At 71.3% G+C, this 20827-nt stretch carries 21 protein-coding genes; 9 read left to right on the top strand and 12 right to left on the bottom strand.

Annotation, left to right across the window (positions count from 1 at the left end; translation table 11 throughout):
• Positions 1-30: 30 nt before the first annotated feature.
• The 4 genes from ACXKZB_RS04845 to ACXKZB_RS04830 all read right to left on the bottom strand — a co-directional run bounded on the left by ACXKZB_RS04845 (position 31) and on the right by ACXKZB_RS04830 (position 4589).
• A complete protein-coding gene (locus tag ACXKZB_RS04845) occupies positions 31-879 on the bottom strand; it encodes a carbohydrate ABC transporter permease (protein ID WP_488824919.1) in 849 nt (282 codons plus the stop codon).
• Complete coding sequence (locus ACXKZB_RS04840) at positions 879-1850, bottom strand: carbohydrate ABC transporter permease (protein WP_488824917.1); 972 nt, start codon at positions 1848-1850, stop codon at positions 879-881. Before ACXKZB_RS04840 ends, ACXKZB_RS04845 begins: the two co-directional genes overlap by 1 nt.
• Positions 1847-3166 carry an ABC transporter substrate-binding protein gene (locus tag ACXKZB_RS04835; RefSeq protein WP_488824915.1) on the bottom strand — a complete coding sequence of 440 codons (1320 nt, stop codon included), beginning with the start codon at positions 3164-3166 and terminating at the stop codon, positions 1847-1849. The genes ACXKZB_RS04840 and ACXKZB_RS04835 overlap by 4 nt, the downstream gene beginning before the upstream one ends.
• A 406-nt stretch (positions 3167-3572) precedes the next feature.
• The gene (locus ACXKZB_RS04830) at positions 3573-4589 is read right to left on the bottom strand and encodes a LacI family DNA-binding transcriptional regulator (RefSeq protein WP_185021403.1); all 1017 of its coding nucleotides are present in this window, start codon (positions 4587-4589) and stop codon (positions 3573-3575) included.
• A gap of 153 nt (positions 4590-4742) precedes the next feature.
• Between ACXKZB_RS04830 and ACXKZB_RS04825 the strand changes: the two genes are divergently transcribed.
• The 8 genes from ACXKZB_RS04825 to ACXKZB_RS04790 all read left to right on the top strand — a co-directional run bounded on the left by ACXKZB_RS04825 (position 4743) and on the right by ACXKZB_RS04790 (position 12973).
• Positions 4743-5975: a sugar ABC transporter substrate-binding protein gene (locus tag ACXKZB_RS04825; protein WP_488824913.1), complete on the top strand. Its 1233-nt coding sequence runs from the start codon at positions 4743-4745 to the stop codon at positions 5973-5975.
• A 159-nt stretch (positions 5976-6134) separates the two neighbouring features.
• Entirely contained in the window at positions 6135-6995 is an 861-nt protein-coding gene (locus ACXKZB_RS04820) for a carbohydrate ABC transporter permease (protein ID WP_222659740.1), read from the top strand.
• Entirely contained in the window at positions 6992-7882 is an 891-nt protein-coding gene (locus ACXKZB_RS04815) for a carbohydrate ABC transporter permease (protein WP_340197210.1), read from the top strand. Before ACXKZB_RS04820 ends, ACXKZB_RS04815 begins: the two co-directional genes overlap by 4 nt.
• Before the next feature lie 47 nt (positions 7883-7929).
• Positions 7930-8730 (top strand): ThuA domain-containing protein, encoded by an 801-nt coding sequence (locus tag ACXKZB_RS04810; RefSeq protein ID WP_488824910.1) that lies wholly within the window; start codon positions 7930-7932, stop codon positions 8728-8730.
• Positions 8727-9839: a Gfo/Idh/MocA family protein gene (locus tag ACXKZB_RS04805; protein ID WP_488824909.1), complete on the top strand. Its 1113-nt coding sequence runs from the start codon at positions 8727-8729 to the stop codon at positions 9837-9839. Before ACXKZB_RS04810 ends, ACXKZB_RS04805 begins: the two co-directional genes overlap by 4 nt.
• Positions 9840-9988: 149 nt before the next feature.
• Positions 9989-11392 (top strand): sensor histidine kinase, encoded by a 1404-nt coding sequence (locus tag ACXKZB_RS04800; protein ID WP_488824907.1) that lies wholly within the window; start codon positions 9989-9991, stop codon positions 11390-11392.
• Positions 11389-12006, top strand: coding sequence for a response regulator (locus ACXKZB_RS04795; RefSeq protein ID WP_488824905.1), 618 nt, complete (start codon positions 11389-11391; stop codon positions 12004-12006). The genes ACXKZB_RS04800 and ACXKZB_RS04795 overlap by 4 nt, the downstream gene beginning before the upstream one ends.
• A gap of 85 nt (positions 12007-12091) precedes the next feature.
• The gene (locus ACXKZB_RS04790) at positions 12092-12973 is read left to right on the top strand and encodes a hypothetical protein (protein WP_488824903.1); all 882 of its coding nucleotides are present in this window, start codon (positions 12092-12094) and stop codon (positions 12971-12973) included.
• Between the two features lie 351 nt (positions 12974-13324).
• Here ACXKZB_RS04790 and ACXKZB_RS04785 read toward each other — a convergent pair whose 3' ends face one another.
• Genes ACXKZB_RS04785 through ACXKZB_RS04765 form a run of 5 tightly spaced genes read right to left on the bottom strand, consistent with a single transcriptional unit; the run spans position 13325 to position 17170 of the window.
• Positions 13325-14089, bottom strand: coding sequence for a DUF1932 domain-containing protein (locus ACXKZB_RS04785; RefSeq protein WP_488824902.1), 765 nt, complete (start codon positions 14087-14089; stop codon positions 13325-13327).
• 33 nt (positions 14090-14122) lie between these two features.
• Positions 14123-14878: an IclR family transcriptional regulator gene (locus ACXKZB_RS04780; protein WP_488824900.1), complete on the bottom strand. Its 756-nt coding sequence runs from the start codon at positions 14876-14878 to the stop codon at positions 14123-14125.
• A gap of 33 nt (positions 14879-14911) precedes the next feature.
• A complete protein-coding gene (locus ACXKZB_RS04775; RefSeq protein ID WP_488824898.1) occupies positions 14912-15541 on the bottom strand; it encodes an RraA family protein in 630 nt (209 codons plus the stop codon).
• Positions 15523-15792, bottom strand: coding sequence for a hypothetical protein (locus ACXKZB_RS04770; RefSeq protein WP_488824896.1), 270 nt, complete (start codon positions 15790-15792; stop codon positions 15523-15525). The genes ACXKZB_RS04775 and ACXKZB_RS04770 overlap by 19 nt, the downstream gene beginning before the upstream one ends.
• 31 nt (positions 15793-15823) lie before the next feature.
• Positions 15824-17170 carry a TRAP transporter large permease subunit gene (locus ACXKZB_RS04765; RefSeq protein WP_488824894.1) on the bottom strand — a complete coding sequence of 449 codons (1347 nt, stop codon included), beginning with the start codon at positions 17168-17170 and terminating at the stop codon, positions 15824-15826.
• Between the two features lie 231 nt (positions 17171-17401).
• Between ACXKZB_RS04765 and ACXKZB_RS04760 the strand changes: the two genes are divergently transcribed.
• Positions 17402-17659 carry a hypothetical protein gene (locus tag ACXKZB_RS04760; protein ID WP_488824893.1) on the top strand — a complete coding sequence of 86 codons (258 nt, stop codon included), beginning with the start codon at positions 17402-17404 and terminating at the stop codon, positions 17657-17659.
• 222 nt (positions 17660-17881) lie between these two features.
• Here ACXKZB_RS04760 and ACXKZB_RS04755 read toward each other — a convergent pair whose 3' ends face one another.
• Genes ACXKZB_RS04755 through ACXKZB_RS04745 form a run of 3 tightly spaced genes read right to left on the bottom strand, consistent with a single transcriptional unit; the run spans position 17882 to position 20729 of the window.
• Positions 17882-18529 (bottom strand): pyridoxine/pyridoxamine 5'-phosphate oxidase, encoded by a 648-nt coding sequence (locus tag ACXKZB_RS04755; protein ID WP_488824892.1) that lies wholly within the window; start codon positions 18527-18529, stop codon positions 17882-17884.
• A complete protein-coding gene (locus ACXKZB_RS04750; protein ID WP_488824890.1) occupies positions 18526-19368 on the bottom strand; it encodes a creatininase family protein in 843 nt (280 codons plus the stop codon). The genes ACXKZB_RS04755 and ACXKZB_RS04750 overlap by 4 nt, the downstream gene beginning before the upstream one ends.
• A complete protein-coding gene (locus tag ACXKZB_RS04745; RefSeq protein WP_123313200.1) occupies positions 19365-20729 on the bottom strand; it encodes an FAD-binding oxidoreductase in 1365 nt (454 codons plus the stop codon). Before ACXKZB_RS04745 ends, ACXKZB_RS04750 begins: the two co-directional genes overlap by 4 nt.
• Positions 20730-20827 lie beyond the last annotated feature (98 nt).

Below are 20827 nucleotides of genomic sequence, written 5' to 3'. Positions count from 1 at the left end.
CGGACTATCCCTCAGGAATCAACGGCCACGTCACCCCTTGACGGCGCCGGAGGTGAGCCCCGACACGATCGAGCGGCGGAACACCAGCACCAGGATCACGATCGGCACCGTGGCCGCGACGCTCGCCGCGAAGATCTGCGCGAAGGGCACCGTGAACTGCGTGCCGAACAACGCGATGCCGACCGGGATCGTCCGGAACGAGTTCTCGCTGTTGAACGTCAGTGCCATCAGGAACTCGCTCCACGACGCCGTGAACGTGAAGACACCGACCGTGAACAGCCCCGGCTTCGCCATCGGCAGGATCACGCTGAGCACGGTCCGCCAGGCTCCCGCTCCGTCGATCTCCGACGCCTCCTCGATCGTCGAGGGGATCCCGACCAGGTAGTTCCGCATGATCCAGATGGCGAACGGCAGGTTGAACGCGACGTACGGCACGATCAGCCCCGGGTACGAGTTGAGCAGTCCGAGGTTGCGCTCGAGCAGGTACAGCGGCGTCAGCACGGCGATCGCCGGGAACACCGAGAGCATGAGCAGCGACGTCATGATCGCCGTGCGCCCCCGGATGAACCGGCCCGCCAGCGCGTAGCCCGCCAGGAACGCCAGCGCGAGCACGATCACCGTTGTCGACACCGAGACGATGACGCTGTTCACCATGTACTGCCCGAGCGCGTTGTCGCGGAAGGCCACGACGAAGTTGTCGAACGTGATCGACCGCGGGAACGCGGTGGGCGGCGACTGCCCGATCTCCGACGCCGGCTTGAGCGACGTCGACACGAGCCAGTACAGCGGCAGCGCCGTGAGCACCGCGATGACGACACCACTGACGTTGACGGTGTTGACCCACTTCCGCCAGCCCTTGCACACACGTTGACGGGGCATCAGGCATCCCCTCCCTTCGCCTGGTTCCGGAACGCCCGGAGGAACAGCAGACACCCGGCCGCGACGATGATCGCGGTGGACGTCGCGATCGCCGCGCCCGGTCCGATGTTGATGTCCTGGAACAGGACCTTGTAGCCCATGATCGCGAGCGACTGGGTGGCGGTGCCCGGCCCGCCGTTCGTCAGCACGAACGGCAGGTCGAACACCCCGAAGGCCTGCAGGATGCGGAACAGCACCGCGATCGTCAGCGTCGGGGTGAGCTGCGGCAGCACCACCCGCCAGAACGTCTGCCAGGTGCTGGCGCCGTCGAGCTCGGCGGCCTCGTAGTGGTCCTCCGAGATCTGCACGAGCCCGGCGAGCAGGATGATCGCCACGAAGGGCGTCGTCTTCCAGATGTCCGCGACCATCAGGCCCGTGATCGCCGGGACGGGTTCGCCGAGGATCACCGGGGCGTCCCCGAACAGGCCGAAGAACCACGTCGCGACGCCGTAGGTGCTGTCGTAGACGTACTTCCACAGCTGCGCGTTCACGATGGTGACGAGCGACCACGGGACGAGCATGAGCGCGAGCATCCAGCCGCGGGTGGCTCCGAGCCGCTCGAGCACCAGGGCGACGAGCATGCCGAGCACGAGCTCCACCGAGACGGTCACGACCGTGTAGAGCACCGTGAACCCGAGGGCCCGGTACCAGTCGGCGCTCTGCAGCAGGGCCGCGTAGTTCCCCAGCCCGAACGACTGGATCGTGAACCCCTCGTAACCGACCTCGACGTCCGCGAAGCTCAGGACGATCGAGTAGACCACCGGGAAGATCGTCACCGCCGCGACGACCAGGAGCGCCGGGGCGGCGAATCCCCACGCACCGCGCGCGCGGATGCGGTCGAGCCGCGACCGTCCGCTCAGGCGGGGCGGCGGGTCGAGGCGAGCCGTGCCTCCCGGCCGCTCGTCCGACCGCGTGGCCGTGCCGGCGCTCACAGCGCCTCACCCTTCAGGGCGAGCGCGATGGCGGAGGCCATCGTGCTCGTACCGCCGTCGACGGACGCCTGGCCACCGAGGATGCTGTTGCCGTTCTGGTACACGCCCTGCGAGACCTTCGGGTAGTACGCCGTCGACGTCGGACGGGGCACGAGCGTGATGCCGGCCGCGGTGTCGTAGGTGGGACGCTCCTGGCGCTTCGCGTCCTCGCTGACGAGCGATGCGCTGCGGGCCGGCAGGACGCCGCCCTCACGGGTCAGGAACTGCTGCGCCGTCTCGCTCGACATCCAGCGCGCGAAGGTCAGTGCCGCCGCGGGCTCCTGCGTGTGCGGGTTGATGTAGTTCCCCCACCCGCCGATCGTCGAGTGGTGCTCGTCCTGCCCGTCGAAGGTGGGACGGGCGGCGAGCCCGACCTTGCCCGCGACCTGGCTGTCCGGTCCGTTCGCGATCCCCCACGCGTACGACCAGTTGCGCAGGAACGCCGCGCGGCCGCCCGAGAAGGCGTCGTTCGTGTCCTGCTCCTGGTACGTCAGCGTGGCCCGGGGTGACGCACCCGACGTCACGAGGGAGCGCATGAACTCGAACGCGCGCTTGGTCTCGGAGCTCGTGGTCTCGGGCTTGGTCAGGTCGTCGTTGAGCAGCGAGCCCCCGGCGTCCGCAACGAACTCGGTGACGTTGCAGGTGAGGCCCTCGTAGACGTCGCCCTGGAACGCGAACCCGTAGCTGACGTCGCCGGTGTCGACGAGCTTCGCGGCGGTCTCGCGGACCTCCTCCCACGACCCCGGGACCTGCAGGGAGTGCTTGGCGAGCAGGTCCTTGCGGTACAGGAAGAACGACTCGTCGATGTAGAGCGGGAACATGTAGTACGTCCCGTCGACGCTCGCCGCCTGCCGCAGGCCCTCGGGGAACTGGTCGAAGAAGTCCGCCCCCACGAGCTCGTTCACCGGGGTGGCGAGCTTGTTCTTCGCGAACTGCCCGGGCCACGCGACGTCGCCGAGGTACACGTCCGGTGTGCTGCTGCCCGCCGCGATCTGGGTCGTCAGGCTCGTCCGGTTGGTGTCGGTGTCGCTCGGGGCACTGACGATCCGGACGCGGATGTTCGGGTGCTCCTTCTGGAACTCGGCGATGAGCCGTCGGCGCAGGTCACCGCCGTCCTTCGAGGCGACCTGGCCGGCCCACCAGCTGATCGTCGCCTCGCCCTCGGGCGGCTCGGTCGGCCAGTCCTGGACCAGCGTGCGCTCGGGGCGCGTGGAGCAACCCGCGAGGAGCAGCACCCCCGCTCCCCCGAGCAGGAACATCCTGCGGTCGATGGCCATCCGTCCTCCTCGACGTGTGGTGCTGCGAACCTGTGCAACCACACAACCAACGGACCCTGAGCGCCTGGTGGGTGGGGCGGCGCCTGCGCGGCCGCTGTCGCTGTCGCTGTCGCTGTCGCTGTCGCTGTCGCTGCCGCTGTCGCTAGCGCTGCCGCGAAAGCGACACCCTGCCGCGGAACGTCCGCAGGGATCTGTCGCTTTCGCGGGTGGCGATGTGGGGCCGCGGGGCGGCGGCCTGGAGGCCCGTGGCGGGGTCGACCCGCGCCTCCAGTCCGGCAGGTGGTCGCGAAGGCGACAGAGAGCGCGCAGGTGCCCCGTCGGTGCTGCGAGAGCGACAGTGTGCCGCGAACCGTTCGCGGAGATCTGTCGCTTTCGCGGATGAGGCCAGCGGATGGGGCGGCGGGGGTCAGGCGGGGGCGGGAGCCGTGGACTCCGCGGACCGGAGCGTGCACGGCAGCAGGAAGTGCGGCAGGTCGTCGGACGTGCCGTCGAGCTGCTCGATCAGGGCGTCGGCGGCTCGGATCCCGAGCTCCTGACCGGGGGCGACCATCGTGGACAACCGCGGGTAGTGCTGGTCGGCGTTCGCCTCGGACGACGCGATGCTCAGGACGGAGACGTCCTCGGGGACCCGCCGTCCGGCGGTGTACAGCCCGACCAGCACACCGGCCGTGGAGTCGTCCTTCATCACGAGGACCGCGGTGACGTCGGGGTCGGCCGCGAGCAGGTCGCTCGTGGCCTGCCGCCCGCCGTCGCTGCCCGGCCCCGCGGTGACGACCGCTCCGGCCAGGCCGCGCTCGACGACGGCGCGCCGGAACGTCGACTCGACGCGCAGGTGCGGTGCGTAGCCGGCCATCGGGGTGCCGTCGAGGTCCTCGAGCACGAGTCCGAACCGCCGGTGTCCGAGTGCCTCGAGGTGGTCGAGGCTGTCCTCGATGGTCGTCTCGAAGTCGATGTCGACGAAGGGCAGACCGCTGCTGTCGCGGGTCCGGCCGATCAGGGTGAACGGCACGCCGAGGTCGGTGAGGACCGCGACGCGGGGGTCGTCCATCCGCACCTCCATCAGGATGACGCCGTCCACGAGGCCGCCGGAGACGAGGTCGTCGAGGTCATCGCCGGCGGGGTCCACCGGCCAGAGCACGAGGTGGTACCCCCGCTCGGACGCGCGCTCCGCCGCACTCATGAAGAACTGCGAGGTGGTCGGGCTGAAGCGGTTGCCGGTGGTCGGGAACAGCAGCGCGATGATCCGGGTCCGACGGCTCGCGAGCGCACGGGCGACGACGTTGCCGCGGAACTTCAGCTCGCGCATCGCGGTCTTCACCCGCGCGGTCGTACCGGGGGTCACGTACTTCGTCCCGTTCACCACGAAGGACACGGTGGCGATCGAGACCCCCGCCCGATCGGCGACCTGCTGCATCGTGGCCATACCGCCGATCCTAGCGCCCAGGATGTCAGAAAAGCGCTTTACAGGTGAAGCGCTTATCTGTTAGCTTCTCGCCCCAGGAGCACAGCGACGATGACGTCAGCGGCCTCGTCGATGCGTGCCTGCCCCAGCATCCGTCAAGAGAAGAGCTCTGCAATGAAGCACAAGTTCACTTCCCCGTCGCGCCGGACGCGCGCCCTCGTCGGCGCGGTCGCGGTCGTCGCCACGATCCCCCTGGTCCTCACCGGCTGCTCCGGTTCCGGATCGGCCTCGTCGGGCGGCAGCAAGGCCCTGACGATCGAGGACTACTACGACGCGAACTACAACCCGGTCTACAAGCAGTGCGCCAAGGAGGTCGGCGCGACGGTCACGATCAACCACGTCGCCGGCGCCGGCCTGATCTCGAAGGTGCTGCAGCAGGCATCCTCGAAGACGCTGCCCGACGTCCTCATGCTCGACAACCCCGACGTGCAGCAGATCGCGTCCTCGGGTGCCCTCTCCGACCTCAGCGACTACGGCCTGAGCGCCGAGGGCGACGTCCCCGGCGTCAAGGCGGCGAGCACCTACAAGGGCAAGCTCTACGGCCTGCAGTCGAACACGAACTCCATCGCGCTCTACTACAACAAGAAGCTGCTGGCGGACGCCGGAGTCCAGCCGCCCAAGACGTGGGACGAGCTCAAGGCCGCCGCGAAGAAGCTCACGAGCGGGTCCACCTACGGCTTCGCGATGAGCAACATCAACACGTACGAGGGCACCTGGCAGTTCCTGCCGTTCTTCTGGTCGAACGGCGGCGACGAGAAGGACATCGCCACGCCGGAGGCCACCCAGGCCCTGCAGCTCGTCGAGGACCTGCAGGACGACGGCTCGATGTCCAAGAGCTCGATCAACTGGGCCCAGGCGGACGTCAACAACCAGTTCCTGGCCGGCAAGGCCGCGATGATGATCAACGGCCCGTGGCAGCTGCCGGCGCTCAACGAGAAGAAGGGCCTCGAGTTCGACAGCGTGCCGATCCCGACGCGCACCGGCGAGGCCACGGTCGCACCGCTCGGCGGCGAGGCGTTCACCGTCCCGCAGACCGGCGACAAGGACAAGATGCAGCTCGCCGGCAAGTTCGTCGGCTGCCTCCACACGCAGAAGATGCAGAAGACCCTTTCCGAGGTGAGCGGCAACGTGCCGACGAACCTCGAGGCCGGCGCCGCCTGGGCGAAGGACCACCCGCAGGTCGCGTCCTTCGTGACCACGGTGCAGACCGCACGCGCGCGCACCGGTGAGCTCGGACCCGACTGGCCCAAGGCCGCCACGAAGATCTACACCGCCGTCCAGCTCGCCCTCACCGGCAAGGCCAGCCCCGAGGCAGCGCTCGAGCAGGCGCAGTCGCAGGAGCAGTAGTCAGTCGCACGAGCAGTGGGGAGCCGGCCGACCCGGTCGGCTCCCGCCGCGTGAGGAAAGGACCCCGGCGTGAGCGCCTCGACCCAGACACGACCACGGACGATCCCGTCCGTGACGACACCCCGACCCGGGCAGCGACGAGCCCGGTTCCGATCCGGCGTGACCCGATGGCTCTTCGTGGTGCCAGCGGCGGTCTTCGTGGCCGTCTTCTTCGGCTACCCGGTGGTGAAGAACGTCGTCATGTCCTTCCAGGACTACACGACGGCGACCTTCTTCACCGGCGAGGCCCCGTGGGTGGGACTCGCCAACTACATCTCGGTGTTCCAGAGCTCCGTCTTCACGACGAGCCTCGTGAACACCGCCCTGTTCACGGCGGGCTCGATCATCCTGCAGTTCGTCATCGGGCTGAGCCTCGCACTGTTCTTCCGCCGGCACTTCCCGCTGTCCGGCTTCCTGCGGGGGCTCCTGCTCCTGCCCTGGCTCCTGCCGCTCATCGCGTCGAGCGCGGTGTGGAAGTGGCTGCTCGACCAGGACAGCGGCGCGCTCAACCAGCTCCTCGGTGTGGTGGGCATCGCCCCGGTGCCGTGGCTGGTCAGCCCGAGCCTCGCGCTCATCGCCGTGATCGGCGTCAACGTCTGGCTCGGCATCCCGTTCAACACGACGATCCTGTACAGCGGTCTGCAGTCCGTGCCGCCGGAGCTGTACGAGGCCGGCTCGCTCGACGGTGCCACCGGGTTCAAGGCGTTCTGGTACATCACCTGGCCGAGCATCCGGTCGGTGGTCAGCGTCGTCGTCGTGCTCGGGGTCGTCTACACGTTGAAGGTCGTGGACATCATCCTCGGCCTGACCGGCGGCGGGCCGGCGAACTCGACCCAGACCCTCGCCACGAACGCGTACCACCAGTCGTTCATCAACTTCCAGTTCGGCATCGGAGCCGCGGTCAGCAACGTGCTCATCGTCGTCTCGTTCGTCTTCGCGATGGTCTACATCGCGATCTCCCGGAAGGCGGTCGACGAATGAGCGTCGGACTCGCGAACCAGACCGTCACCGCCACCCGCGCGATCACCACCAAGCGGAGCGCCCGGGCACCCCGGCCGCGCGGCTCCGTCAAGGGCCTCCCGTTCACGATCCTCGGCTGCGTGTTCCTCGCGATCATGGTGTTCCCCGTCTACTGGATGGTCAACACGAGCCTCCAGGCGACGTCCGGGGCCGCCACGGCGACGTGGTTCCCCTTCTCCCCGACCTTCGCCGGCTACGAGGCGGCGTTCGCCCAGCAGGGGCAGAACTTCCTGTCGAGCATGATCATCGGGCTCGGCACCGTCCTGCTGACGCTGGCCATCGCGACGCCCGCCGCGTACGGGCTCGCACGGTTCCGGATGCGCGGCGGGCGGGTGTTCCTGCTCGTGCTGCTCATCACCCAGATGATCCCGGCGATCGTCATCGCGAACGCGCTGTACACGCTGTTCAACAACATCGGGCTGCTCAACAGCTACGTCGGGCTGATCCTGGCCGACAGCGCGGTCCAGGTGCCCTTCGCGATCCTGCTGATGCGGGCCTTCATGGAGTCGATCCCGCCGAGCCTGGTCGAGGCGGCCCTGGTCGACGGCGCCAGCGACTTCCGGGCGTTCGTCTCGATCGTGGTCCCGATCAGCCGGAACGCGATCGTCACCGCCGCGCTCTTCACGTTCCTCGGCGCGTGGGGCGACTTCCTCATCGCACTGACCCTGACGTCGACGACCGCGGTGCGACCGATCACGCTCGGCATCTACAACTACATCGGGTCGAACGTCACCGACTGGGGGCCCGTCATGGCGACCTCGGTGCTGGCGTCCCTGCCCGCTGCCGTCCTGCTGATCTTCGCGCAGAAGTACATCTCCGCTGGTGCCCTCGGCGGTGCCGTCAAGTGACGGCCCCGGACCGACGCCACCACGCATCCCAGCCAGAAAGGCACACCATGACCACCACCCCGCTGCGCATCACCGTCTGGGGCGAGAACGTCCACGAACAGGTCGAGCAGCACGTCGCCGAGCGCTACCCCGACGGCATGCACGGCGCGATCGCCGACGGCATCCGCGAGAACCTCCCCGACGCCGTCGTCCGGACCGCCACCATGCAGGAGCCCGAGCACGGCCTGACCGACGAGGTCCTGGCCGCGACGGACGTCCTGACCTGGTGGGGGCACGCCGCGCACCAGGACGTCGACGACGCCGTGGTCGACCGGGTGCACAAGCACGTGCTGTCCGGCATGGGTCTGGTCGTCCTGCACTCCGGCCACTGGTCGAAGATCTTCGGCAAGCTGATGGGCACGACCTGCACCCTGCGGTGGCGGAGCGAGCACGACCAGGAACTCGTCTGGACCGTCAACCCGCAGCACCCGATCACCCGCGGTGTCCCGAACCCGATCGTCATCCCCGAGCAGGAGATGTACGGCGAGTACTTCGACGTGCCGACCCCCGACGAGCTCGTCTTCATCTCGGGCTTCACCGGCGGCGAGGTGTTCCGGAGCGGCATGACGTACCGCCGCGGCCTCGGGAGGATCTTCTACTTCTCCCCCGGCGACCAGGACTTCCCCGTGTACCACCACAAGGACGTCCGCCGCGTGATCGCGAACGCCACCGAGTGGGCGCGGCCGGAGCGCGAGCGGGAGATCCCGACGCTGCGCCGGTACGACCTCGGCGAGTACTTCGACGGCCAGCACTACCGCGGCCCGTTCGACGACGCACCGGTCGAGGAGCACGAAGGGGCACAGGCATGACCCTCCGCGTCGTGCAGGTCGGCGCCGGCGGCATGGGCCGCGCCTGGCTCGCCACCGTCGCGGCAGACCCGGACGTCGAGCTGGTCGGCATCGTCGACCTCGACCTCGACGCCGCCCGGGCCGGAGCCGCCGTCGCCGGCGACCCGACGATCCCCGTCGGCACCGACCTCACCGCCCTCGCCACCGAGACCGGTGCCGAGGCCGTCCTCGACATCACCGTCCCGGTCGCGCACCACCCCGTCACGCTCGAGGCCCTCCGCGCCGGACTCCCCGTCCTGGGCGAGAAGCCCGCGGCGCAGACGGTCGCCGAGGCGCTGTCGCTCGCGGCCGCCGCCGAGGCCACCGGCAAGCTGTTCATGGTGTCGCAGTCCCGGCGGTACAACGATCACCTCGTCGCCTTCCGGCAGCACGTCCGTGGACTCGGGGGCGTCGGCGGGCTGAGCACCCGCTTCGCCAAGGCCCCGCACTTCGGCGGCTTCCGCGAGGAGATGGACGACGTCCTCCTGCTCGACATGGCGATCCACGCGTTCGACTCCGCGCGCTACGTGCTCGAGCGGGACCCGGTGTCGGTGTACTGCGAGTCGTGGAACCCGTCGTGGTCCTGGTACCGGGGCGACGCCGCGGCCGCCGCGGTCTTCACGTTCGAGGACGACGTCCGCTACGTGTACGACGGCTCGTGGTGCGCTCCTGGTGCCGAGACCTCGTGGAACGGCGACTGGCGCGCCTCCGGACCCGCGGGCACGGCGCTGTGGGACGGCGACCACGACCCGTGGAGCGACCTCGACGGCACGCCGGGTGCACCGGACGCGGCCCCGAGCGTCGGCAACGAGATCGCCGGTGCACTCGCGTCCTTCGTCCGTGCGGTCCGCTCCGGCGAGCGTCCCGACGGCGAGGTGCACGGCAACGTGATGAGCCTCACGATGGTGGACGCCGCGATCGCGTCCGCCCGGACCGGCCGACGCATCGTCATCGACGAGGTCCTCGAGCAGGCGCACGCCACGGCGCTCGAGGTCGAGCAGGACGAAGGCATCCGCGAGCGGCTCGCGTCGTGGGGGTCCGTGCGCAGCGCACTCGCGACCGGGTCACCGGACACGGCGGCGCTCGGCTGAGCGACGTCGGCGGTCCGGGAGGCGCGGTGAGGGTCCCGACGCGACCGTCGCGGCGGGCGCGGTGCGGGTCGGACCCGCACCGCGCCTCCCGTCCGTCCGTCCGTCCGTCGTGCGCACCGGGGACGACCCGTCACCGTTACGGTGGCCGTGTGCGTGGGCAACGGTCGTCGGACACCCCAGCGGCGGGGAACCCGCTGCTGCTCGTCGCGGCCGACCCCCGTCGTCGCACCGGACGGACGCCGTGGGGCCGGGTCCTCGTCGGTGTCGTGATCGCCGCCCTCATCGGGGGCGCGGCGGTCGCCACGGCGGGCACGCTCGTCTCGCAGCGCATCGCGGAGGGCTTCGCCGTCCGTGACGCGACGTCGGACACCGCCGCACTGGCGCGGGTCGTCGTCGAGCCGGCCCTGGTGGACGCGATCGCCGATCCCGACGCTCCCGAGTCCGAACGGGTCGCAGCGCGCGCACGGCTGACCGACGCGGTCACCGGCGAGCTGCGGGCGGGCTCCGCGGTCCGGATGAAGCTCTGGGCGGCGGACGGGACGGTCCTGTGGTCCGACGAACCGCGGCTCGTCGGCGAACGGTTCCCGCTGGGCGACGAGGACCTCGAGGCGCTCGACACCGACCGGTCCGACGCCGAGGTGTCCGACCTCACCGAGCCCGAGAACCGCTACGAGCGCGGGCACGGGCCCCTGCTCGAGGCGTACCAGGCCGTCCACACCCCGTCCGGCCAGGCCCTGCTGTTCGAGGCGTACGAGCGGTACGACGACGTGGTTGCCCGGGCCGCCGCCCTCCGCGGGGCGTTCGCCGCGCTCGCGTTCGGGACGGTCGCCGTCGTGCTCGCGCTGCTCGTGCCCCTGCTGCTCTGGCTGCTCCTCCGGATCCGGTCCGGGCAGCGCGCTCGGGAGCGCCTGCTCGGTCGTGCGCTCGACGCCGAGGCCGCCGAGCGCCGACGGATGGCGGCCGACCTGCACGACGGCCCGGTGCAGGACATCGCGGGCCTCGCCCTGTCGCTCGGGGCGGACCCCGCCACGACGGACGCCGCGGCCGCGCTCCGTCGGGCGGTGTCCTCGCTCCGCGGCTCGATGTCCGCGATCCGCCCCGCGGCGCCCGAGCGGGACGGCCTCGGCGCGGCGCTCGACGACGTGTGCGCACGGGCCCGCGCCGCCGGGCTCACCACGAGCGTCCACGTGCCGGAGTCGGTCGACGCATCGCCGGCAGCCCTGCTCGCCGTCGTGCGGTTCGTCCGCGAGGCGGTCGCCAACGTCGTGACGCACGCACACGCGTCGGTCGTCGACGTGCAGGTCGGTACCACCGGGCCCGACCCGAGCGCTGACGCGGCTGCGGACCGCGGGCTCGTCGTCACCGTGACGGACGACGGAGTCGGGTTCGAAGCGGCGCGCGCCACGGACCAGGACCGTCCGAGGCACCTCGGCACGACGCTCCTGCGCGAGATCGCCGAGGACACCGGCGGCTCCCTCGAACTCGACACCGCGCCCGGCGCCGGAACCACCTGGCGGCTGACCGTGCCGGTCGACACCGAGGCACTGCGGTGAGGGTCCTCGTCGTCGACGACCACGCCCTCGTCCGGAGCGGGCTGGGCGCCGTGCTCGCGGCGACGGACGACTGCGAGGTCGTCGGCGAGGCCGCCACGGGTGAGGAGGGCGTCGCCCTCGCGCGGGAGCTCCACCCGGACGTCGTCGTGATGGACCTGTCGATGCCCGGTGCCGGCGGGGTCGCGGCCACGGCGACGCTGCGGTCGGCGATGCCCGACGTCCGGGTGCTCGTCCTCACCACGTTCGCCGACGACGGGCGGGTCCGCGCTGCCCTCGCGGCCGGGGCGACCGGGTACCTGCTCAAGGACGCGGCCCCGGACGAGGTCGTCCGCGCCGTCCGCGCAGCAGCCCGCGACGAGACACCGATCGACCCTCGGGTCGCCCGGGCCTTGCTCCCCGGGGGCACGGCGGACACGAGCACCGACGTCCGGCTGCCGCCACGCGAACGCGACGTCCTCGTCCGGATCGCCCGGGGTCTGTCGAACCGGCAGATCGCCACCGAACTCGGGATCGCCGAACGCACTGTGAAGGTCCACGCCGGCAGCCTCTTCCGGCGCATCGGGGTGGCCGACCGCACGAGCGCGGCGCTCTGGGGCAGGGACCACGGGTACTAGTACCAAGGTCCGATGGTGCGGTCCCGATCGGGCGGCGACGATCGGTGTCGAGGGGTACGCACCCCAGCACACCAGGAGGCACACCATGTCCAGCACGCACCAGCGCCACGGACGGCGCATCGGCATCGTCGCCGCGGTCACGGCCGGCGTCGTCGCCGCGGTCGCACTCGCCGGGGTGGCCCCCGCGAACGCGTCCGGCAAGACCTCGACCGGCGGCGACTACGCCGTCACCGTGAACGGCACCACCACCAACCCCGCGGTCGGGAAGGACGTCAAGCTCAAGGACGTCGCCGTCTCGGGCACCATCGCGGTCCGCGGCGAGCACAACGGGTTCGACATCCGCATCGCCGACCTCGGCGTGTACGACTACACGCTCACCGGCGCGCCCGACACCCAGCGGATGGTGACGAAGCCCACCGTAGTGTTCGCGTCGAAGGTCCCCTCGCTGACCGCCGCGCAGCTCGCCAGCACGAAGCTGTCCTCGCTCGAGGTCAAGGACGACACCCTCGTCGCGATCTTCGCCACCGGTGCCGGCAAGCTCAAGGTCCAGGCGAAGGACGGCGCGCAGGGCGGTGTCTTCCAGATGGAGACCGAGTTCGCCCAGCCGGTGACGTTCACGCACACGCTCGGCGCCGGGCTCTTCTACTTCACCAACCCGTACACCGGGAAGATCAACTTCGGCGACGGCACCCCAGCGGTGGCCTCCGGGAGCGGCGCGCACCAGATGCTGCTCGGCAAGGACAGCCCGCAGGTCGCGACGAAGACCTCGCAGACCGCGACCACCACGACGTGGACCGTCCAGCCCGGCGGCCGCATGGGCGGGGTGCTCGGCGAGGACGCCGTGGAGCTCTCGCAGGGTGCGACGAACTGCACGAGCCAGTGCCAGGCGCAGAACCAGGTCCGTGGCTCCCTGCCGGTGCCGCCGGACCCGGTGGACCCGCAGCCGCTGGTGGTCGCGGTCCGCTGACGCGGACGGAGATCGCGGGAAGCACGGCAGGCGCCAGACCATCCGGACGACACTCATCGTGGCGCTTGCCGCAGCTGCGACGGTCGGCCTGGCGCCGCCAGCCCCCTCGGGTCCCGCTGCCGGACGGTTGATGTACGCGTGGAACGAGGACGCCTCGCAGGTGTTCCGGACGACCTCGGACAGCGCGGGCCAGTACCGGTTCGTCGGGTCGAGCACCGGGAAGCACCGCATCGAGGCGTACGCCAGCGGCACGGCGTCGCCCGCCGTCTGGAAGACCCGGGTCCACCAGCAGCGCGGGACCCTCCCGGCGTCGCGCTGGGTGCTCGCGCACCGACGGGCGCACCGCGGCCGCTACTCGCCGGCGAGTCGCTCGAGCACGCGGCGAGCGGCGGAGGACATCTCGGGGCGGACGCCGAGGCGCTCCAGGTACTCCGACACGGCCTGCATCTCGTGCGCCCGTCGCACGGCGTGCTTCCGGCTGCCCGACTCGTACCGCTCGATCTTCGCGTCCGCGTCCCCGGAGAGCTGCGCCGCGATCTGCGCGTGCACCCAGTCCTCGCACCCCGCGGCGCGTCCGGCCTCGAGCGCCTCGACGACGACGGTCGCCAGGCTCTTCATGAGCACGCTCCGGAGCAGCTTCCGGGAGGTCGCGGTCCCCGCCGGGCCCTCGACGTACTCGACCTCGGACCCCAGCGCGGCGAGCAGCTCCCCGACGACGTCCGCAGCACCGCCCGACACGATCGTCTCCGTCGCGGCCCCCTTGAGCGGCACCGGTCCGAGGATCGCGACGTCCGCGAAGCGACCTCCGGCTGCGACGATGCCGTCCTCGGCGGCGAGCATGTCCTCGGGCGAGGCGGTCGTGAAGTCCGCGTAGACCGCTCCGGGGGTGATCGCCCCCGCAGCGGCCTCCGCGATCGACCGGCTGAGTGCGGCTCCGGTCAGGACGATCGTCACCTCGCTCGCGGCGACGACCTCCTCGACCGAAGCGAGCCGCTCGACGCCGCTCGGTGCCGGCGTCGGAGCGGGGTCGAACCCGCGGACGCGGTGGCCGGCGGCGACGACGGCCGCCGCGTAGACGGCTCCGGCCTCGCCGAGGCCGATGAACCCGACTCGCATGGTGTTCCTCTCCTGCGAGCCGTGGCTCGCGTCCTACCGACCGACCGCCTGCGCGGCCCGACGGATCTCCGGGACCAGTGCCTCCAGTCCCGCTCTGTCGTTGTGTTCTGCCGGTCCGGACGCCGACACGGATCCGATCACGGCTCCGTGCTGGTCGAACACCGGCGCGCTGACCGCGGCGACCGCGACGTCACGCTCTGCGATGGAGACGTGGAAGCCGTTCCGGTGGATCTCGTCGAGCGACGAGCGCAGCTCGTCGACGCTCACCGTGCGTCCGTTGCCGTCCGTCGTGTCGCCGTGGTTCGCGAGGATGTCGTCCTGTTCCGCCGGCGAGGTGAAGGCGAGGATCGTCTTGCCGGCGCCGACCACCAACGGCAGCCGCCGACCGACCGGCAGCTGGTAGCGGAGGGGGTCCCGACCGTCCACCCGTGCGGTCAGGATGCGCTCCTGCCCGGTCCGGACGTAGAGCGACGTGGTCAGGTGCGTCGAGTCGGCGAGCTGCTGGAGCACTGCGCGTGCGTGGGTCGTCAGTGGGTCCCCGACGAGGTAGCCGTGCGCCAGACCGAGCGCCCCCGCTCCGAGCCGGTACTCTCCGCCCTCCTGCTGCACGAGGCCACGGCGCTGCAGCACCCCGACGATCCGCAGGGCGGTCGCGGCGTGCAAGCCGGTGCCCCGGCTCAGGTCGACCAGGCGCAGCGGACGGTCGCTCCGTTCCAGCAGTTCGAGCACGTCGAGCGCGCGTTCGACGCTGCGGACCGTCGGCTGGGTGGTGTGCCCGTCGGTTGCCATGACGCCATTGTGGCGGACCGCCCTGCTGGACCGTCACACGGACCTCGCCGAGGCGACGATCTCGTTCCGGATCCGCGTCTCGTCGGCGTGCTTGGCCTCCGCGCGGCCCAGCACCGCGGCCGCTTCGGCTGCCGGCACCACCGCGACACCGTCCCCGTCGGCGACGATGACGTCGCCGGGGTGGACGACGACACCGCCGATCGCCACCGGGACCCCGACGCGGAAGGGGCCGTTCCGGTAGGGACCGGCTGGTGTGACTGCGCGGGCGAACACCGGGAAGCCGAGTTCCTCGAGGTCGTCGACGTCACGGACGGCGCCGTCGATGACGAGTCCGACGCAGCCCCGTGCGCGGAGACGCTCGGCGATGAGCTCGCCGACCAGGGCTCGGTCGCGGACACCGTGGCCGTTCACCACGAGCACGTCACCGGGACGGAGGGTGTCGATCGCTTCGTGGACGCCGGCGTTGTCGCCACCCGCGACCTCGACGGTCCGGGCGGTGCCTGCGGTCCGCGCTCCGCGCCAGACGGCTCCGATCTCGGCTTCGACGACCCCGAGGCGCTGCATGGCGTCGCCGATGTTCGCGACCGGGAGGGCGCCGAGTCGCTGGACGACGTCCGGGGTCACGGGCTGGTGGGTGTGCTCGGTCATTCGTTCGACTTCCATCCGTGTGCGTAGGCGAGGAGCAGGGTCCAGATCCCGAGGGCGCCACCGACACCGAACGTCCACGGAGCGAGGACGGAGACAGCGCCGGAGACGAGCGCGGCGTTCAGGACCAGGACGCCCACGAGCTGCAGCAGCACCATGACGGTGCCGAGCGCGAGCATCGAGACGAGCAGGACGACGAACACCGTCGTCATGCCGGCGGCCATTCGCTGCCGGGTCGGACCCATCGTGGGTCCCGTGGAGTCTGCCAAGGTGCAGTCCTTCCGATCGGTGGGGCCGGGCTCAGTGCGGGACGGGCAGCCAGCCCGGCCCGATGAGGGCGGCGATGAGCAGGATCGGGATCACGTACAGGACGACCAGCGGGACGAAGGTCTTCACCGGGTTCACCCCCGCGATCCCGGTCGCGATGTAGATGGCCGAGGCCCCGGGCGGTGAGGCACCTTCGGTCGATGCAGCCACCAGCACGACGCACGCGGCGAGCACGGGGTCGACCCCGGCGACGACGAGGACGCTGAAGCCGATGCCGCCGATCGTGGCGATGGTCGCGGTCGAGCTGAGCGGTCCGGCGACCAGCACGACCATGACGGCGACGATGACGCTCATCACGACCGGCGAGGCGTCCAGCCCGTTGAGCACGGCGGCGAGCTGGTCCGCGAGTCCGAGCTCGGTCAGCACAGCGCCACCCGCGAAGGCGAAGACGAGCGTCGCGCCGATGTCGCGGTACCGCGGCGCGGTCTTCGCGACGAAGTCGTACCAGCCGCGGGCGCCCTTCGGCAGCTTCTTCCGACCGAGGAGCAGGGCCAGCAGCCCGAGGAGCACGGGGATCCAGACGACGATGCTGATCGTGTCCGCGGCTTCCTCACCGAGGGCACCGGTCACGAACGCTCCGCTCGGACCGAGGGTCACGAAGACCGGGACGAGGATGCCGAGGAACACGAGCAGCGACGTCCACCCGTGTCGGAAGGACTGGCGGAAGGGACGGATGTCCGCAGCCGGGACACGCTGGATGCGGTGCCGACGGACGAAGTACGCGATGACGATCAGGCGCCACAGCACGCACCATGCGGCAGCGACGAACATCGCGGGCAGGAGCTCGCCGACCGTGACGAGCGGCGCGACGGTCGCGGTGCCGATGAGGATGAAGAACGAGGCGCTCGGCGGGATCACCGTGCCGTTGCCGGCGTTCCCCGCGACGACGGTGGCAGCGACCGGCGCAGGCCACTGCGAGCGCTTCATCCACGGGATGGTGACGGTGCCGAGGGTCGCCGCGTTCGCGGATCCGGAGTGCGCCACCGATCCGAACAGCGCCGAGCCGACGGTCGCGACGTACCCGGCGCCACCGGGGAGCCGGCCGAGCATCGAGTTGAGGATCTCCACCTGCCGGTCGATCACGCCGGTCGACGCCAGCAGGAACCCGATGAACGTGAAGGCCAACGCGGCGAACACGATCTCCTCGTTGAAGGCGTCCTGCAACCCGACCACGAGCAGCTCGAGGAACCGCGTCCCGCCGAACGCGCAGACGACGAGGAAGCCGACGACCATGCCCTCGCCGATGCCACGGCGGAGCGCGACGCTCCAGACGAAGATCGTGCCGATGTAGGCGATCAACGCCCAGACGGCCAAACCCATGTGCGACTCACTCTCCGTTGAGGGTCATTTCACCTGATGCAACTTGTTTGCATCTGTTGAAAGAGCAAAGCAGGCTGGGGCGACTGCGTCAAGGGGGCGCGGCGACGGAGGGACCGGGCACACCGCGTCCACGAAGATCCGGGGGTGAGGAGACGAGACTGCGCCATTGCTCGCGGTGTCACGGTCTGCCAGCGTTGGGACATGGGCGACGACGTGACCACACTGCGTCGCGTGCCAGGCCTCCTCCCCTACTGGTCGGCTGCGACCGTCTCGTCGTTCGGATCAGCCGTGAGCGCGGTCGCCGTACCGGTCCTCGTCGTGACGGTGCTGCACGCCGGCCCGTTCGAGCTCGGACTGGTGAACGCTGCCCAGTTCCTCCCGTACGCAGTGTTCGGTCTTGCCCTCACGGTCCTGACCGGGGACAGCTCCGCGCTGCTCGCGTTCGCTCGAGAAGACTCCACCGGACACGAGGGTGACCGTGAGCGCTGACTGTTCAGCGGGTTCGACGGGTGGGGTGGAGCGGTGCCGGATGCAGCGCCGCGCTGCGTCTGGGGCCGGGTCGCGCCGCAGATCGGCGCTGGTCCTCCGGCGACGTTCGTCAGCCGGACGCCCTCGCGGACGAAGCGATGGCGATCAGGTCGGACACCACCTCGTGCAGCGGTCGAGCAGCGTCGAGGACAGCACCAGCCTCGGGCGTTCCGCAGCGCGCGGTCACCCCGGCCAGGACTCCCACGACCACGACCCGTCCGCGCGCCGGTGGTAGGCGAGCCGGCTGCTCGCCGCGTCCGTCGCCCCGCGCCAGAACACCATCCGCACCGGTGTGAGTGCGAACCCCGCCCACGTGCTCGGCGGCTCGAGGTCCGTACCGGCCCGTTCGCGGCCGAACGCCGCCCAGGCCTCCCGGCGCCGGGCCGGTGTGTCCGCGGCGGACGCGTGGTCGTTGACCCACGCGAGCACCTGCAGGTACGGCGTCCTGGCCGCGTAGGCCGCACGGGCCTCGTGGTCGGAGACGGGCGCCACGTCGCCGACCACGACGAGCTGTCGCGCGGCCTCGGGCCAGTGCAGGGTCACCGCGGCACGGGGCACCGCCGCGAGTTCGGCGGCCTTCCGGCTGCGCGAGTCGGTGTGGAAGTGCAGGCGCTCCCCGTCGAACAGGGAGAGCAGGACCGTCCGGGCGTCGGGGTAGCCGTCGAGCCCGACGGTCGAGAGGGTCATGGTCGGACCCGGGGCGTCGGCCGCGGCGGGGAGCCACGACGCCGCGAGGGTCAACGGGTCCGTCGGCACGGACGCGTCGTCCACGGCGGCCGCCGGGGCGGGCGTGCCCGGGTCGGACACGCCCGCCCCGCGCGGCACCGTCACGAGACCGCAGCGTCGGCGGGGCGGGCCACCGCCGGACGGCTCACCGCCGGGTCGAACCGTGCGATCTCGTGCAGCGACGTCACGGCCTCGGCGACGGAGTGCTCCCAGAGGACGGCACCGTACGACGCCGTCGCCCGGCTGGCATCGCCGACGACCCCGGGCGTCCCGAAGTCGTCGGACAGCCACCCGAACGACACCGGGCCGCCGTTGAACGCGATCTTCTCGAAGCCGGCGATGTGCTCCGGCACCCAGCGTTCCGCGAGCGACATGTCGACCAGGTCGGGGCGCAGGTGCAGGATCATCGACGTCTCCGCCGCGCCGCCGTGGATCCCCAGTCCGAGCTCGTCCGCGTCCTCGCCGTCCGGGCCGGGGACGCGGGCGAGGGTCGGCATGAGGAAGGTCTTCAACCCGTAGCGCTTCCGGATCTCACGCAGGGCGACCTGCAGCAGGGCGACGTTGCCGCCGTGCCCGTTGGCGAACACCAGGGTGCCGGCACCGGTGAGGGCGACCGCGCGGCCGATCTGCACGGCGATGTCGAACATCGTGTCGCTGTCGAGCCACACCGTGCCGGGCGCCCAGCTGTGCTCGTCGGACTTCGTGAACGACAGCGTCGGGAGCTGCCAGACGTCCAGCCCCTCGGCGGCGGCCTGCTCGACCGCCGCCCCGCCGATGTGCTCGGCGAGCAGGTGGTCGGTCAGGAGCGGCAGGTGCGGGCCGTGGTGCTCGACGGCGCCGGTGGGCTGCACGACGATCGTGTCCGGCCCGAAGCCCGCCGCGACGGCCGGACCGGACAGTTCCGCGAGCCGACGGGAGCGGACTGTGCCGACGCCGGCGCTCACTTGCCGAACCCCGGGACGACGGGCTGCGCGGACGCGGTGGAACCACCGCTGACCACGAGCGACGGGTCGATGACGTGCCCGGGGTTGAGCAGCCCCGCGGGGTCGGTGCGCTGCTTCAGCGCCACGAGCTCCTCGACGCCGTGGTCGACGTAGTACTGGTGCGGGCTGTGCACCCGGACGCCGAGTTCGCGGAGCACCGGGTAGCCGGCGTAGACGTCCTCCGCTCCGGTGTACGGCGCGGTGAGCATCCCGATCGGTCCGACGTGCGCGGCCTCGATGTGGAGCATGCCACCGGGGTAGACGGCCTCGACCTCGGCGATCCGGTCGATGAGCGCCTCGCCGCCGACCTCGACGTGGAAGTACTCGGTGTCGCTCGTGTTCCGCTTCAGCCACCAGATCGGGTGGTTGTACGACAGCATCGACACCTTCGTGGTCTGCTGCAGCCCCTCGCGGACGTCCAGCACCGCACCGCCGGCGGCTTCGATACGTGCCCGGGCCTCGTCGAGCACGACGTCGTCGATGATCGCTCGCAGGCTCGCACGGTCGTCGGGGACGGCCAGGTCGGACGGCAGCGTCGCGGCGATCTCGGCGCGGTCGGCGCTCACGAGCCGCGGCACCGGGTCGAGTCCGCGCAGCGTGCGGACGGCGACGAGCGCGTCCTCGAAGGTGGGGAACGCCGCGTAGACGGCTCGCCACTCCTGCAGCGGCTCGAGCCGGACGGTGGCGCGGGCGATGACGCCCGCGGTGCCGTAGGTGTGCACGAACGGCTGCGCCTCGTCGCCCTCGACGTGCAGCAGTTCGTCGGCGCCGGGGAGCGCGACGTCGAGCGCCGTGACGAAGCCCTGCCAGTTCGACCCGTGCGCGATCGACCCGGTGCCGCCGGAACCGCCGGACAGGAAGCCGCCGATGGTCGACTGCGCGGTGGACGGGTACATCCAGAGCTGCTGGCCCGTGGCGGCGGCCGCCTGCTCCAGGGCGACCATGGACGCGCCGGCCTCGGCGGTGATCCAGCCGTCGCCGACCTCGACGACGGCGCGTGCCCGCGACGTGTCGAGGACCAGGCCGCCGTGCAGTGGGATGCCCTGGCCGTAGTTGCCGGTGCCCTTCCCGCGGGTGGTGACGGGGACGCCGTGCCGGACCGCGGCCTGCAGGGTGGCGGCGATGTCGTCGGCGCTGGCCGGCGACGCGACGAGGTCGGCGAGGCCGAGGGGCAGCTGCTCGCTGAGGATGGGACTCATGGTGGCCTCGTCGACGGAGGCGCGGGCCCGCGTGCGTTCGTCGGCGCTCACGCCGCGCTCGCCGAGCAGTGCGACGAGCTCGGCGCGCAGCGCCTCGACGGAGGTGGGGGTGACGGTGGTCATGCTCACTCCTGGTGGGTGGGTGGTGCGGGGACGACGGACGGGGGCGCGGGGCGGCGTGGCACCGCGCCTCCCGTCCGCTTGTTGGCCGGCTCCCGTTC

Source organism: Curtobacterium sp. ABR8 (assembly GCF_057812125.1).
This window is presented reverse-complemented; position numbering and strand designations above follow the sequence as displayed.